This window comes from Pantoea alhagi (genome assembly GCF_002101395.1).
GTDB lineage: Bacteria > Pseudomonadota > Gammaproteobacteria > Enterobacterales > Enterobacteriaceae > Mixta > Mixta alhagi.
On record NZ_CP019706.1, the window covers coordinates 2,349,430 to 2,363,953 of the forward strand.

Sequence of the window (14,524 nt, forward strand, 5' to 3'; positions counted from 1 at the left end):
CGCCAGCGGGGAATGCTGCGAATATAGCACAGAGAAGACAAAGAATTTACAGGCGAACGCAAGGCGTTACTGCTGAGGTAAAGAAAGGAATCTCCGAGATGCCGCCGTAGGCTGTAACCCTTGAACCCTTGGTTCAAGGTGAATGTGTCGTCGTAACCATTAGGCTTCCCGGACGGACCGGGCATGCACACAGGCTGCGGAGCGCCACACTCTGTGGTTTTGAAATATCGGCTCAGGGGACTGGCCCACTTGCAAACATCTCAGAGAAATTGTACTTCACCGCCACTGTATCACAGCAGGCCGTAAAGTGTTATTCGAACTTCGCACCCTGGCGTTCAGTTATGCGACCTTGTTCAAGCAACGCTTGTTCAATGGTCTGTTGCAGCATTCGAATGCGTTGTTCCATGTTAGCAGCATAGTCCCGGGTTTTCCCCTTTTCCTGCGCCAGCTCATGGCAAATGTTCAACGCAGCGATGAACACCAGCTGCTCTGTATTTGTGACTCTAGTGCGAACTTTCAGATCTTGCAACCGCTGATTAAGATCTTCCGCCGCCGCGTTCAGCGCATCTTGCTGTTCAGGCGGACAATTCACGCGTAACGAACGTCCAAAAATCTGAATATCTACCGGTTGTGCAGACATGCCACCTTCCTGACTGATTACTGCGCCCGCATCGTTCTGAACCTGCTCCGGCTCAGAAGGGGCGCCACTATATCTACCCTTGCGTGAAGAAACAAGCCCTTTCTGGAAACCTCAAGGCACCTGGTGGTAGCATAACACGAACTTACTCCGCCAACGATGATAATGCATATGTCTACAGATAACACACAGCCGGGCTATCAGGCGCTGGCATCCCTCCTGACCCAACAGGGGGTGGGAATGACGCCGGCTGAAATGCACGGCTTGATCAGCGGCATTGTCTGCGGTGGCAATAAAGATCACAGCTGGAAAGCGCTGGTGCACGATCTTGCCAACGAAGGATTAGCCTTCTCACAATCGCTCTCGCAGCCGCTGCAGGCGCTGCATGCACATATTCAGGATACGCTGGAAGAAGAGGGCTTTCTGTTTCAGCTGATGCTGCCCGATGAAGACGAAAGCAGCGTCTTTGAGCGCGCGGATGGGTTAGCCGGCTGGGTTAACCATTTTCTGTTAGGGCTGGGCGTAACGCAGCCTAAACTGGATAAAGTCAAAGGCGAAGCGGGCGAAGCCATCGACGATCTGCGCACCATTGCGCAGCTTGGCTATGATGAAGAGGACGACCAGGAAGAGCTGGAGCAGTCAATGGAAGAGGTTATTGAGTATGTGCGTGTAGCCGCCTTGCTGTGCTATGAAACCTTTAATCCGCCGATGCCGCCGGGCGCGCCGGAAGAGAAAAAGGTTACGCTGCACTGACTGTTTGCTATCGCCGCGCGGCGGCCTAACTCAGGGAGAAGATACGGATGATTACGCTGGATACTTTTTTGCAGCGCCGTCAGGCGCTGTTGTCGCGTATGGCTGTAGGCAGCGCGGCGTTAATTTTTGCGGCGCCGGAAGTGACGCGCAGCGCGGATAGCGAATATCCTTTCCGCCAGCATAGCGATTTCTGGTATTTCACCGGCTTCAACGAGCCCGAAGCGCTGCTGCTGTTGATTAAAAGCAGTGAAACCCACAACCACAGCGTGCTGTTTAACCGCGTACGCGATAAGCAGGCGGAAATCTGGTTCGGTCGCCGTTTGGGGCAGGATGCTGCGCCGGAAAAGCTGGGCGTGGATCGCGCGCTGCCCTGGGATACGCTGGACGAACAGCTTCATCAGCTGCTGAACGGGCTGGAAGTGGTTTACCATGCGCAGGGCGAATATGAGTTTGCCGATCGTATCCTGTTCAGCGCGTTAGAAAAGCTGCGTCGCGGTTTCCGGCAAAATCTGCAGGCACCGAATACGCTAACTGACTGGCGGCCCTGGGTGCATGAGATGCGCCTGTTTAAAGCACCGGAAGAGCTGGACATATTACGCCGCGCCGGAAAAATCAGTGCGATGGCGCATACGCGTGCCATGCAGGCCTGTCGGCCCGGTATGTTTGAATATCAACTGGCGGGTGAAATTCATCATGAGTTTACCCGTCACGGCGCACGACATCCTTCTTACAACACCATTGTTGGCGGCGGCGAAAATGCCTGCATTCTGCACTACACCGAAAACGAGAGCGCGCTACGCGATGGCGACCTGGTGCTGATCGATGCCGGCTGTGAGCTGCACGGTTATGCAGGCGATATTACCCGCACCTTCCCGGTTAACGGCAGATTCACTGCGCCGCAGCGGGCGATCTATAACATTGTGCTGGCTTCGCTGTACAAAGCGCTGTCGCTGTTTCGTCCCGGCACCAGCATTCGTGAGGTGAACCAGGAGGTGGTGCGGGTCATGGTTACCGGGCTGGTGGAGCTGGGCGTGATGAAAGGTGATGTGGAATTGCTGATCGCTGAAAACACCCATCGACAGTTCTTTATGCACGGTCTGAGCCACTGGCTGGGGCTGGATGTACATGATGTCGGTGATTACGGCACGCCGGATCGCGGACGTATTCTGGAGCCGGGTATGGTGCTTACCGTTGAGCCGGGGCTTTATATCGCGCCGGATGCGGATGTACCGGCTGAATATCGCGGCATCGGCATTCGTATTGAAGATGACATCGTGATTACCGAACAGGGAAATGAAAATCTTACCGATAGCGTGGTGAAAGATGTTGATGCTATCGAAGCGCTGATGGCGGCAGCGCAGCAGGCATGAGCGTGATCATTGCCGGTGGCGGCATGACCGGCGCAACGCTGGCGCTGGCGCTTTCGCATCTGACGCAGGGAAAGATGCCGGTTACGCTAATTGAAGCAATTGCACCGGGAGAACGCGCCCATCCGGGCTATGACGGACGCGCGATTGCGCTGGCGGCAGGAACCTGTCAGCAGCTGGCGGCCATTAATCTCTGGCCCGCGCTTGCCGGATGCGCAACGCCAATCACCCATGTTCACGTTAGCGATCGCGGTCACGCCGGGTTTGTAAACATCGATGCCGCTGACTATGGCGTTAACGCTTTGGGCAATGTGGTTGAGCTGCATGAAGTGGGAAACCGGTTATATCAGCGGTTACGCAAGGCTCCCGGCGTGACGCTGCGTTGCCCGGAGCAGGTAAGCCGCGTTGAACAGCATCAGGATCATATCAATGTTACCCTGACCAGCGGAGAGCAGCTGCAGGGGCGTTTACTGGTCGCGGCGGATGGTTCCAGTTCACGCGTTGCTGCCGCCTGCGGCGTTCAGTGGCAGCGGAGTGACTATCAACAAATTGCCGTTATCGCCAACGTGACGACGCAAATTGCTCATCAGGGACGCGCCTTTGAGCGTTTTACTGAACATGGCCCGCTGGCCTTGCTGCCGATGTCGCATGGCCGCAGTTCGCTAGTCTGGTGCCACCCGCCAGCAGCGCAATCCCGTATCGATAGCTGGAGCGACACCGAGTTTTTAGCTGAACTTCAGCAGGCGTTTGGCTGGCGGCTGGGACGTTTTACCCATGCAGGACAGCGCTCCAGCTACCCGCTGGCGCTGCAAAGCGCCAGCCAGACGGTGGCGCATCGACTGGCGCTGGTGGGCAATGCGGCACAGACGTTACATCCGATTGCCGGACAGGGATTTAACCTTGGCATACGTGACGTAATGTCGCTGGCTGAAACGCTGGCGGCAGCGCAACGCCAGCAGGAAGACCCGGGCAGCTTTGCTGTACTACAGCGTTATCGTCAACGGCGAGAGGCGGATCGCGCCGCCACTATCGGCATTACCGATGGGCTGGTGCGGCTGTTTGCTAATCGCTATCTGCCGCTGGTGGCAGGACGTAATCTTGGCCTGATGACAATGGACAATTTACCCTGGCTGCGCAACCGCCTGGCGGAGCGTACGCTTGGCTGGGTAACGCGCTGAAAAGAGGATTTCAATGCAAACTTATGATGTGGTGATCGCCGGTGGCGGAATGGTGGGGCTGGCGGTAGCCTGCGGATTACAGGGCTGCGGCCTGCGTATCGCGGTGCTGGAAAAATCTGCGCCGGAACCCTTTAACCCCAGCGAGCCGCACGGCTTACGCGTTTCTGCGATCAACGCCGCCAGCGAACGGCTGCTGCAGCATCTTGATGTCTGGTCCGCGATTCTGGCGCAGCGCGCAAGCGCATATCATGGCATGGAGGTATGGGATCGCGATAGCTTTGGCCGCATTGAATTTGATGAGCCGCAGGGCGTCAGCCATCTTGGCTACATTATCGAAAACCAGGCTATCCATCAGGCTTTATGGCAGCGTGCGCAACAGTTGAGTGATATCACGCTGCTGGCTCCGGCCCAGCTGCAGCAGGTCGCCTTTGGCGATAACGAAGCTTTTATTACGTTGCAGGATGGCAGCATGATGAGCGCGCGCCTGCTGGTTGGGGCTGACGGCGCGCACTCATGGCTGCGTGAAAAGGCCGATATTCCCTTGACCTTCTGGGATTATCAGCATCATGCGCTGGTTGCGAATATTCGTACCGAGCAGCCGCATCAGGCGGTGGCGCGTCAGGTTTTCCATGGCGAAGGCATACTGGCTTTCCTGCCGCTGAGCGATGCGCATCTCTGTTCGATCGTCTGGTCATTGCCGCCGCAGGAAGTGACCCGACTGCGCGAAATGCCTGCCGCGTTGTTTAATCAGCAGCTGTCGGTCGCTTTCGATATGCGTCTTGGCCTGTGTGAGCTGGAGAGCGAACGGCAGACATTTCCTTTGACGGCGCGTTATGCCCGCCAGTTTGCGGCCCATCGGCTGGCACTGGTTGGCGATGCGGCCCATACCATCCATCCGCTTGCCGGGCAGGGCGTTAACCTGGGCTTTATGGATGCTGCGGAGCTCACCGGAGAAATCCGCCGCCTGCAGCAGCAGGGCAAAGATATCGGTCAGCATCTCTATCTGCGTCGCTATGAGCGTAGCCGCAAACACAGCGCGGCACTCATGTTGGCTAACATGCAGGGATTTCGTGAGCTGTTTGCCGGCAACAATCCTGCGAAAAAGCTATTGCGCGATGTTGGCCTGCGGCTGGCAGATCGTCTGCCCGGCGTTAAGCCCCGGTTGCTGAAACAGGCGATGAGCTTACACGACCTGCCGGAATGGTTGCGCTAAGCGTAGCCTGAGCAGGGTGTTTATGCGTCAAACCTACAGCGCGGGTTTGTAGCCCGCTATCTCAGGGCCGTTCGGCCCTTTTTTTGTGCGCCGTTAATCGCCTGTTATCGTTTTTTCCCGCTTTTTTCTCCGCTTTGCACCAGCCTGAAGCAGCTGCACGCTTTTGGCTCGTTCGTTTGAATTATTCTAATTTAACCCCGCTGTTCGCATTATATTTTCTAATGCAGAAGGCTGTTTGCCAGTGGCCGTTTTTAACGTTATTTATTCGCTGACTGGTTTTTAAACTGCTTTGTTGCGCTTCTGTTGCTGGTTATGTGCCTTGCCACGCATTTTTTCAGTGAAAAGTTCTGCACAATCCCTGAAGCCTTCAACGTTGCCGGAATGAATTCGCCCTTGTTTAGCTTATGGTTAAACGGCTCATTCAGTGATAACGTCGAATGAAAGAGAACGTTTGCGTCGGACGTTTTAGCCTCTTTTAGCGTCTGATCACCCCGTTAACGCACAGGAATGTTATGAAGCAGACTCCTTTGTATCAACAGCATCAAGCGTGCGGTGCCCGCATGGTCGATTTCCACGGCTGGATGATGCCGCTGCACTATGGCTCGCAGATGGATGAACATCATGCGGTGCGGACAGATGCCGGTATGTTTGATGTCTCCCATATGACCATCGTCGATCTCCAGGGTGAACGCACCCGGGAATTTCTGCGCATACTGCTGGCGAATGATGTCGCGCGTCTGACGCAGCCAGGAAAGGCACTTTACAGCGCCATGCTCAATGCCTCCGGTGGCGTGATTGATGATTTGATTGTTTACTTTATGAGCGATAACTGGTTCCGGCTGGTGGTGAACTCCGCTACGCGCGAAAAAGATCTGGCGTGGATAGGCGAGCATGCGCAGCCCTACGATGTGTCGTTACAGGTACGTGACGATCTGGCGTTGATTGCCGTACAGGGGCCGAATGCACAGCAGAAAGCGCAAACGCTGTTTAGTGAGGCGCAGCGTCAGGCCGTTAGCGGTATGAAGCCCTTTTTCGGCGTTGAGTCAGACGGCTTTTTTATCGCCACCACCGGCTATACCGGCGAAAGCGGCTATGAAATCGCACTGCCGGGCGAGCAGGCCGGTGAATTTTGGCAGCAGCTGTTGGCTGCGGGCGTAAAGCCTGCCGGACTGGGGGCGCGTGACACGTTGCGTCTGGAGGCGGGGATGAATCTCTACGGCCAGGATATGGATGAAGGCGTCTCGCCACTGGCGGCGAATATGGGCTGGACGCTCTGCTGGGAGCCAGCCGATCGTCAGTTTATCGGGCGCGAGGCGCTGGAGCATCAGCGTGAAAAGGGCACCGAGAAACTGGTCGGCCTGGTGATGAAGGAAAAGGGCGTGTTGCGTAATGGCTTGCCGGTAATGTTTACCGATGCGCAGGGCAATCTGCAGCAGGGGATCATTACCAGCGGCTCTTTTTCTCCAACGTTAGGCTGCAGCATCGCGCTGGCCCGCGTTCCGGCGGGTATCGGCGAGCAGGCCATCGTACAGATTCGTAACCGGGAAATGCCGGTCAACGTCACTAAACCTATTTTTGTTCGCGCCGGTAAACCGGTCGCTCAGTAACCAGTGCAGGAGAATGCAGTGATGAGCAATGTGCCAAATGAATTAAAATATCGTGAAAGTCATGAATGGGTGCGTAAGGAAGCGGACGGCACTTATACCGTTGGCATTACTGAACATGCGCAGGAGCTGCTGGGTGATATGGTATTTATCGACCTGCCGGAAGTGGGCAGCAGCTTTGCCGCCGGTGACGACTGCGCGGTCGCGGAATCAGTCAAGGCGGCTTCTGATATTTACGCCCCGTTAAGCGGCGAGGTTGTGGCGGTTAACGATGCGCTGGAAACCTCGCCGGAGCTGGTTAACAGCGAGCCTTACGCTTCCGGCTGGTTGTTTCGCCTCAAAGCCAGCGATGAATCTGAACTGGAGCAACTGATGGATGCGGAAGCCTATCTGGCCTCCATTGATGAGTAATCTCCAGCAGGCTGTCAGCGGATAATGCGCTGACTTCCAGGTGTTAGCGGTCGGCTGCGGCTGGCCGCTTATGTTGATAGCGGTAGCCGCCCCTCAGGATTGACGATTCATGACTCAGACACTCAGCCAGCTTGAACATACTGGCGCCTTTATCGAACGCCATATCGGTCCCTCTGCCTCACAGCAGGAAAGTATGCTGCAGGCCATCGGCGCCCGTTCGCTCAGTGAGCTTATCGGCAGCATTGTTCCTGTTGATATTCAGCTGCCAGGCCCGCCCGCTATTGGCGATGCGCTCACGGAACATCAGGCGCTGGCGGAGCTAAAAGCAATCGCCAGCCGTAACCAGCGCTGCAAAACCTATATCGGCATGGGCTATACGCCGGTGCTGACGCCGCCGGTTATTCTGCGCAACATGCTGGAAAATCCAGGCTGGTACACCGCCTATACCCCTTATCAACCGGAAGTCTCACAGGGGCGTCTTGAGGCGTTACTGAACTTCCAGCAGCTGACGCTGGATTTAACCGGGATGGATATCGCTTCCGCCTCGTTACTGGATGAAGCCACCGCTGCCGCAGAAGCGATGGCGATGGCAAAGCGCGTCAGCAAGCTTAAAAATGCCAACAAATTCTTTATTGCTGATGATATCCATCCGCAAACGCTGGACGTAGTAAAAACGCGCGCAGAGACGTTTGGCTTTGAAATCCTGGTGGATAAGGCGGAGCGCGCGCTGGATCACGAGGCGCTGTTTGGCGTGCTGTTGCAACAAACCGGCACCACTGGCGAAGCGCACGACTATAGCGCGCTGATCGGCGAATTAAAGGCCCGTAAAGTGGTGGTGAGCGTGGCGGCTGACTTTATGGCGCTGGTGTTGCTGGAAGCGCCGGGCAAGCAGGGCGCGGACATCGTTTTTGGATCCGCCCAGCGTTTCGGCGTGCCGATGGGCTACGGCGGCCCACATGCAGCTTTCTTTGCCGCACGCGATGAATTTAAACGGTCAATGCCGGGGCGTATTATCGGTGTATCGCGCGATACCGCGGGCAACACCGCGTTACGAATGGCGATGCAAACGCGTGAACAGCATATCCGCCGTGAAAAGGCGAACTCTAATATCTGTACCTCACAGGTTCTGCTGGCCAATATCGCCGGTTTTTATGCCGTGTTCCACGGCCCGCAGGGACTGAAGCGTATCGCCAGCCGCATCCATCGCCTGACGGATATTCTGGCAGCCGGGCTGCAAAAAGGCGGCCTGACGCTGCGTCATCATAGCTGGTTCGATACTCTTACCGTGGAGGTTGCTGACAAGGCGGCAGTGCTGGCGCGCGCGCTCAGCTTTGGCGTTAACCTGCGTACTGATATTCATCAGGCGGTGGGTATTACGCTGGATGAAACCACCAGCCGCGAAGATATCGCCACGCTGTTTGCCATTCTGCTGGGTGATGAGCACGGGCTGGATATCGATGTGCTGGACGCCGCCGTTGCCGCTGACAGTCGTTCTATTCCGCCTGCGTTGCAGCGTCAGCAGCCGATTCTGACTCATCCGGTATTTAATCGTTATCACAGCGAAACCGAGATGATGCGTTATATGCACAGCCTGGAGAAAAAGGATCTGGCGCTGAATCAGGCGATGATCCCGCTCGGCTCCTGCACCATGAAGCTGAACGCCGCCGCTGAAATGATCCCGATCACCTGGCCAGAATTCGCCGAGCTGCACCCGTTCTGCCCGGCGGAGCAGGCTGCGGGCTATCTGCAAATGATTGGTCAGCTCTCGCAGTGGCTGGTGCAGTTGACCGGCTATGATGCGCTGTGTATGCAGCCTAATTCTGGCGCGCAGGGTGAATATGCTGGCCTGCTGGCGATTCGCCGTTACCATGAAAGCCGTAATGAAGGCGAGCGTCATATCTGTCTGATCCCGAGCTCAGCACACGGCACCAACCCGGCCTCGGCGCAAATGGCGGGCATGACGGTAGTGGTGGTGGCCTGCGATAAACAGGGCAATATCGACCTGCATGATTTGCGTCAGAAAGCAGAGCAGGCAGGCAGCGCGCTCTCCTGTATTATGGTGACCTATCCCTCTACGCACGGCGTATACGAAGAGACTATCCGCGAGGTTTGCCAGATCGTTCATCAGTATGGCGGCCAGGTTTACCTTGACGGCGCGAATATGAACGCGCAGGTCGGGATCACCACGCCGGGCTATATTGGCGCAGACGTTTCTCACCTGAACCTGCATAAAACCTTCTGTATCCCGCACGGCGGCGGCGGCCCGGGAATGGGGCCAATCGGCGTGAAAGCGCATCTGGCGCCGTTTGTGCCAGGTCATAGCGTGGTGCAGATTGATGATATGCTCACGCAGCAGGGCGCAGTATCCGCCGCGCCGTTTGGCAGCGCGTCAATTCTGCCAATCAGCTGGATGTATATTCGCATGATGGGCGCGGAAGGGCTGAAACAGGCCAGTTCGGTCGCTATCCTTAACGCCAACTATATCGCCAGCCGTCTGCAGTCCGCCTATCCGGTGCTCTATACCGGACGCGACAATCGCGTGGCACATGAATGCATTCTGGATATTCGTCCGTTAAAAGAGCAGACCGGCATCAGCGAGCTGGATATCGCCAAGCGTCTGATTGATTACGGCTTCCATGCGCCAACAATGTCATTCCCGGTTGCCGGTACGCTGATGGTTGAGCCGACTGAATCAGAAGGAAAAGCTGAACTGGATCGCTTTATCGATGCGATGCTGGCGATTCGTATGGAGATCGATCGCGTGGCGGACGGCGAGTGGCCGCTGGAAGATAACCCGCTGGTTAACGCGCCGCACACGCAGCAGGAAATGGTGGGCGAATGGACACATCCTTACAGCCGTGAGCTGGCGGTGTTCCCGGCGGGCAGCACCAATAAATACTGGCCGACGGTGAAGCGCCTGGATGACGTATTCGGCGACCGCAATCTGTTCTGTTCATGCGTGCCGCTTAGCGATTACCAGTAAGCCTGTTTAAGTGATAAAAAAGGCCGGATCTGTTCCGGCCTTCTTGTTATTAAAGCTGCTCGCCGTTGCTGGCAATCACCTGCTGATACCAGGCGAAGCTCTTTTTCTTTGAACGCGCCATGGTGCCGGTGCCGTCATCGTTTTTATCCACATGGATAAAGCCATAGCGCTTGTTGTACTGACCGGTGGTGAACGAGACGCAGTCAATGCAGCCCCACGGCGTATAGCCCATCAGCTCGACGCCATCTTCCAGTACCGCTTTTTTCATCTGCTCAATATGCGCGCTCAGGTAATCGATGCGGTAATCATCTTCAATAAAGCCGTCGGCATTCGGTTTATCAATAGCGCCGAAGCCGTTTTCCACGATAAACAGCGGCTTTTGATAGCGCTCATACAGGATATTCAGCGAATAGCGCAGGCCGACCGGATCGATCTGCCAGCCCCAGTCGGAGGCCTTGACGTGCGGATTCGGCACGCTGCCTTCGAAACCGGTAATCGAGTCACCTTCGCCTTTGGTATTCGCCTGCACCGCATTACTCATGTAATAGCTGAAGCCGATATAGTCACAGCAGCCGTTGCGCAGGATCGCTTCATCTCCGGCTTCCATTTCAATGTGATAACCTTTGCGCGCCCATTCATGCAGCGTATAAGCAGGATAATAGCCACGCATCTGTACATCGCTGAAGACATAGCGGCGGTGCATTGCTTCCTGAGCAAACATCACATCATCCGGATGGCAGGAGAAAGGATAAACCGGCACCATGGCGATCATGCAGCCAATCTGGAAATCGGGATTGATGCGATGGCCCAGCTCTACCACTTTGGCGCTGGCAACAAACTGATGGTGCATCACCTGATACATCGCCTGTTCCGGTTTTTCATGATCGGTGAAGACCACGCCTGAACAGCAATAGCCGAACAGCGGATAGTTCCAGGTACGCTGGTTATTGATTTCGTTAAAGGTCATCCAGTATTTCACTTTGTGCTGATAGCGGTTCATGACCACTTCGCTAAAACGCACAAAGAAATCGACCACTTTACGGTTCAGCCAGCCGCCATACTGTTTCACCAGATGCCACGGCATCTCAAAGTGTGACAGGGTGATCACCGGTTCGATACCATGCTTCAGCAGCTCATCGAACAGGTCGTCGTAAAATTGCAGCCCAGCTTCGTTCGGCTCCAGTTCATCGCCATTGGGAAAAATGCGCGTCCAGGCGATAGAGGTACGGAAGCATTTAAAACCCATCTCGGCAAAAAGCGCGATATCTTCTTTGTAGCGATGATAAAAATCTACCGCCTCATGGTTTGGATAGTTATAGCCGGGCTGTACGCCATCGGTCATCACGCGATCGACCCCGTGTGAGCCGCCGGAGAGCACGTCACAGATGCTGATGCCTTTACCGCCCTGATCCCAGCCACCTTCAACCTGATGCGCGGCAACGGCGCCGCCCCAGAGAAAATCCTTCGGTAATTGCTGCTTTGTCATAAAGAGATCCTTACTGTTGCAGTAAAAAGGTCTGGCTTACACAGCACCCAGTGATATTACGCGGCGGCAGGAAAATATTAGTGCAGCCGTTATCAAGGGCGCAGGAAAATATAACGGTTTGATTGCAAATGTTGACCGGAGTGTAGCAAAGCGCGGAAGAATGTCACGTTATAACGAAACGTGACAAACGTGATTTGTTACCTGAGAAAAACAGCCTGTTTTATTTCGCCTGACGGCTGGCGAGTTTACGCCCAATCGTTTCAATAATATACATGACGGGCACCTGGCTGGTAATATCAAAGCCGCCATTCATGCGTATTAATGGCATATGACAGGAGATATTAAAATCGGCCAGTTTAGCCAGCGAGCTGGTTTCGCTGTTGGTAATGGTAATGATTTTACAGCGGTGCAGGCTGAACTGGCTCGCCAGTCTGAGGATTTCCCCGGTTTCCCCCGATATGGAAAGAATAATCGCGAGGGCATCTTTATACATATCGTTACTCACCGGATAATAGGGGTCATCAATATAATTACTGAACTTACCTACATTAGAGAAAAAGCGTGCGCCATATTTCCCTAATGTCCCGGAGGTACCTGCGCCAACAAAAATAATACGCTGCGCCGCCAGAATATGCTCCACCGCCTGGCTAATTAAATTTTCGAACTCATCGTTATTAATACTTTTAAAAAAGCTGACGATTTCATTAACGCCATAATTAACGGGGCGCTGTTGCTCCTGCTCCAGATATAATTTAAAACGAATGCGAAACTCGGAATAACCGTCACACTGCATTTTTCGACAGAAGCGTAATACTGAGGTGGTAGAGACGCCAGCGGCATCCGCCAGTTCGCGAATGGTCATATACATCACCTTGTCACCGCTTTTGATCACGGTGTTGTATACCATCATCTCTGTGTCATTGAGCGTTGAAATTATACTGTGAGTAAACATGCTGTATCCGCCAGTGATCCCTGCGCCATACCTTACCAGATTTTGCCTTAATCGCCGACGGGCGCGTACAGGTTACAGAATGAGATAAATTTAATTAAGCTTACACGTGTACACTGAAATGATTGTTAGCTAGTCTGTGTGAATAAAGCTGAACAGGGGAGTCAATAACGATGCCCTTTGCATGCACAAAATATCAGCGGGACGGAGGGAGTAAGACATGGTGAATAAAAGCGGATTGTCGCCGGGATACTCGTTGGCGGAGGAAATTGCCAACAGTATCAGTCACGGTATTGGCTGTATTTTTGGGATCGTTGGGCTGATCCTGCTGCTAAGTCAGGCGCTGGAGGCGAATGCAGGCGCGATAGCCATCACCAGCTACAGTCTGTACGGCGGCAGTATGATTTTGTTGTTTCTGGCCTCGACGCTGTACCACGCGGTTCCACATCCACGTGCGAAATTTTGGCTAAAAAAGCTGGATCACTGCGCCATCTATCTGCTGATTGCCGGCACCTATACGCCCTTTTTGCTGGTGGGGCTGAAGTCTCCTCTGGCGCATAGTTTGATGGTGGTTATCTGGAGCATGGCGCTGGCGGGAATTATTTTTAAGCTGGTTTTTATCCATCGCTTTAAAGTGCTGTCGCTGGTCACCTATCTACTGATGGGCTGGCTGTCTGTTATCGTTATTTATCAGTTGGCGATAAAGCTGGCACCCGGCGGCGTCTGGCTACTGGCGGCGGGCGGCATCACCTATACGCTGGGGGTGATCTTTTATGTGGCGGATCGCATTCCTTACAATCACGCAATCTGGCATGGCTTTGTGCTGGGCGGCAGCATCTGTCACTTTTTAGCCATCTATCTTTACGTACTGTAAGCGAACAGGCATAAAAAAGGCGGCTGCATAGCCGCCTTTTACCTGCTGTTTCAGTCAGGCTTCCGCCAGCGAATAGGGAAGCGGCTGAATGGCCAGCTGGCCGCCTTCATCGCCCTGCACACGCAGCACGCTTTCCGCTTCCAGGTCGTTATTCAGTACCGCCTGAACCCATACATCGCCCGACTCCAGCTGCACCGCCGCCAGAATAGAGCCGGTGCGCCGCCAGTTTTCACCCATTCTGAGTTCCAGCGCATCGCCAGCCTCAGGCACGCGTCCTGCTTTACCTGCCAGCCAGTAAAGGGCCCGCTTGTTGGCGCCACGGAATTTGGCACGCGCCACCATCTCCTGACCGGTATAGCAGCCTTTCTTGAAGCTGATCGCCTCCAGCGCCTGTAAATTAACGGCCTGAGGGATCAGCTGCGCGCTGTTTTTTTCATCCAGCACCGGCAGGCCCGCTTCAATATCCAGCGCCAGCCACTGCTGGCTGTCGTTCAGCTGCGCTTCGCCTTCCAGCGCCTGTTTCAGCTCGCTGGCTTTTTCCACGGTGGTCACCAACAGAAAACGCTCAGCTGGAGTACCAAACCACAACAGCGTGGAATCACCATCCTGAATCACCGGTGTTTGCGCATCCGGCAAAGCGGCAAAACGGTTAGTCAGCGCGGCTCTGGCCTGAAAGCCAGCAACGCCAAGCAGCACCGCGCTGTCGTCGGCAGCGATGGTGACTTTAGAAAACACGGCGTATTTTTTCAGTTCGGTAACCTGCGTATCACGCAGACCGCGACGCACCAGATAGGCATAGCCTTCGTCACGGTGAAACAGGCGCAGGTTGCTCCACATTTTGCCTTTGGCATCGCAGTGCGCGCAGGGCAGATGCTTTTCGGCGGGCAGAGCGGCGACATCCAGCGTCACCTGGCCTTGTAAATAAGAGGTGCTGTCAGCGCCCTGAACGGAAACCAGCGCCCAGTCTTCCAGTGAAATCAATGTCAGCGGCAGGCGGGATGAGGCAACCGGCTGGCGCGGTGGAAAAGTAAAGTCAGGCATAGCGAAATCCTGAAGAGTCAGTGAATAC

The 14,524-nt window shown here is 54.9% G+C and carries 12 protein-coding genes and 1 other RNA gene; 8 read left to right on the top strand and 5 right to left on the bottom strand.

Features of this window, described 5'->3' with window-relative positions:
* Positions 1–86 precede the first annotated feature (86 nt).
* Positions 87–270: non-coding RNA, 6S RNA (ssrS, locus tag B1H58_RS10970), on the bottom strand.
* Positions 271–310: 40 nt separating this feature from the next.
* Positions 311–640, bottom strand: coding sequence for a cell division protein ZapA (gene zapA / locus B1H58_RS10975; protein ID WP_085070241.1), 330 nt, complete (start codon positions 638–640; stop codon positions 311–313).
* 168 nt (positions 641–808) lie between these two features.
* Between zapA and B1H58_RS10980 the strand changes: the two genes are divergently transcribed.
* From B1H58_RS10980 to gcvP, 7 genes are all read left to right on the top strand, one after another.
* Positions 809–1,390: a YecA/YgfB family protein gene (locus B1H58_RS10980; protein WP_085070243.1), complete on the top strand. Its 582-nt coding sequence runs from the start codon at positions 809–811 to the stop codon at positions 1,388–1,390.
* Positions 1,391–1,437: 47 nt separating this feature from the next.
* Positions 1,438–2,760, top strand: coding sequence for a Xaa-Pro aminopeptidase (gene pepP, locus B1H58_RS10985; protein ID WP_085070245.1), 1,323 nt, complete (start codon positions 1,438–1,440; stop codon positions 2,758–2,760).
* The gene (ubiH, locus tag B1H58_RS10990) at positions 2,757–3,935 is read left to right on the top strand and encodes a 2-octaprenyl-6-methoxyphenyl hydroxylase (protein ID WP_085070247.1); all 1,179 of its coding nucleotides are present in this window, start codon (positions 2,757–2,759) and stop codon (positions 3,933–3,935) included. Before pepP ends, ubiH begins: the two co-directional genes overlap by 4 nt.
* A gap of 13 nt (positions 3,936–3,948) precedes the next feature.
* Positions 3,949–5,148 carry an FAD-dependent 2-octaprenylphenol hydroxylase gene (gene ubiI, locus B1H58_RS10995; RefSeq protein ID WP_085070249.1) on the top strand — a complete coding sequence of 400 codons (1,200 nt, stop codon included), beginning with the start codon at positions 3,949–3,951 and terminating at the stop codon, positions 5,146–5,148.
* A gap of 512 nt (positions 5,149–5,660) precedes the next feature.
* Positions 5,661–6,755 (top strand): glycine cleavage system aminomethyltransferase GcvT, encoded by a 1,095-nt coding sequence (gene gcvT, locus B1H58_RS11000; protein ID WP_085070251.1) that lies wholly within the window; start codon positions 5,661–5,663, stop codon positions 6,753–6,755.
* Positions 6,756–6,776: 21 nt separating this feature from the next.
* The gene (gene gcvH / locus B1H58_RS11005; protein WP_085070253.1) at positions 6,777–7,163 is read left to right on the top strand and encodes a glycine cleavage system protein GcvH; all 387 of its coding nucleotides are present in this window, start codon (positions 6,777–6,779) and stop codon (positions 7,161–7,163) included.
* 109 nt (positions 7,164–7,272) lie between these two features.
* Positions 7,273–10,146: an aminomethyl-transferring glycine dehydrogenase gene (gene gcvP, locus B1H58_RS11010; RefSeq protein WP_085070255.1), complete on the top strand. Its 2,874-nt coding sequence runs from the start codon at positions 7,273–7,275 to the stop codon at positions 10,144–10,146.
* 49 nt (positions 10,147–10,195) lie between these two features.
* On the opposite strand, the gene B1H58_RS11015 is transcribed toward gcvP, so the two are convergent.
* Positions 10,196–11,632 carry a 6-phospho-beta-glucosidase gene (locus B1H58_RS11015; RefSeq protein WP_085070257.1) on the bottom strand — a complete coding sequence of 479 codons (1,437 nt, stop codon included), beginning with the start codon at positions 11,630–11,632 and terminating at the stop codon, positions 10,196–10,198.
* Between the two features lie 220 nt (positions 11,633–11,852).
* A complete protein-coding gene (locus B1H58_RS11020) occupies positions 11,853–12,584 on the bottom strand; it encodes a MurR/RpiR family transcriptional regulator (RefSeq protein WP_085070259.1) in 732 nt (243 codons plus the stop codon).
* 217 nt (positions 12,585–12,801) lie between these two features.
* Between B1H58_RS11020 and trhA the strand changes: the two genes are divergently transcribed.
* Positions 12,802–13,455, top strand: coding sequence for a PAQR family membrane homeostasis protein TrhA (gene trhA, locus B1H58_RS11025; protein ID WP_085070261.1), 654 nt, complete (start codon positions 12,802–12,804; stop codon positions 13,453–13,455).
* Positions 13,456–13,509: 54 nt separating this feature from the next.
* Here the strand turns inward: trhA and ygfZ are convergent, their stop codons facing one another.
* Complete coding sequence (ygfZ, locus tag B1H58_RS11030) at positions 13,510–14,496, bottom strand: tRNA-modifying protein YgfZ (RefSeq protein ID WP_085070263.1); 987 nt, start codon at positions 14,494–14,496, stop codon at positions 13,510–13,512.
* Positions 14,497–14,524 lie beyond the last annotated feature (28 nt).

Coding starts and splice junctions, on each gene's coding strand:
- zapA (WP_085070241.1), bottom strand. CDS start 640: ATGTCTGCACAACCGGTAGATATTCAGATTTTTGGACGTTCGTTACGC.
- B1H58_RS10980 (WP_085070243.1), top strand. CDS start 809: ATGTCTACAGATAACACACAGCCGGGCTATCAGGCGCTGGCATCCCTC.
- pepP (WP_085070245.1), top strand. CDS start 1,438: ATGATTACGCTGGATACTTTTTTGCAGCGCCGTCAGGCGCTGTTGTCG.
- ubiH (WP_085070247.1), top strand. CDS start 2,757: ATGAGCGTGATCATTGCCGGTGGCGGCATGACCGGCGCAACGCTGGCG.
- ubiI (WP_085070249.1), top strand. CDS start 3,949: ATGCAAACTTATGATGTGGTGATCGCCGGTGGCGGAATGGTGGGGCTG.
- gcvT (WP_085070251.1), top strand. CDS start 5,661: ATGAAGCAGACTCCTTTGTATCAACAGCATCAAGCGTGCGGTGCCCGC.
- gcvH (WP_085070253.1), top strand. CDS start 6,777: ATGAGCAATGTGCCAAATGAATTAAAATATCGTGAAAGTCATGAATGG.
- gcvP (WP_085070255.1), top strand. CDS start 7,273: ATGACTCAGACACTCAGCCAGCTTGAACATACTGGCGCCTTTATCGAA.
- B1H58_RS11015 (WP_085070257.1), bottom strand. CDS start 11,632: ATGACAAAGCAGCAATTACCGAAGGATTTTCTCTGGGGCGGCGCCGTT.
- B1H58_RS11020 (WP_085070259.1), bottom strand. CDS start 12,584: ATGTTTACTCACAGTATAATTTCAACGCTCAATGACACAGAGATGATG.
- trhA (WP_085070261.1), top strand. CDS start 12,802: ATGGTGAATAAAAGCGGATTGTCGCCGGGATACTCGTTGGCGGAGGAA.
- ygfZ (WP_085070263.1), bottom strand. CDS start 14,496: ATGCCTGACTTTACTTTTCCACCGCGCCAGCCGGTTGCCTCATCCCGC.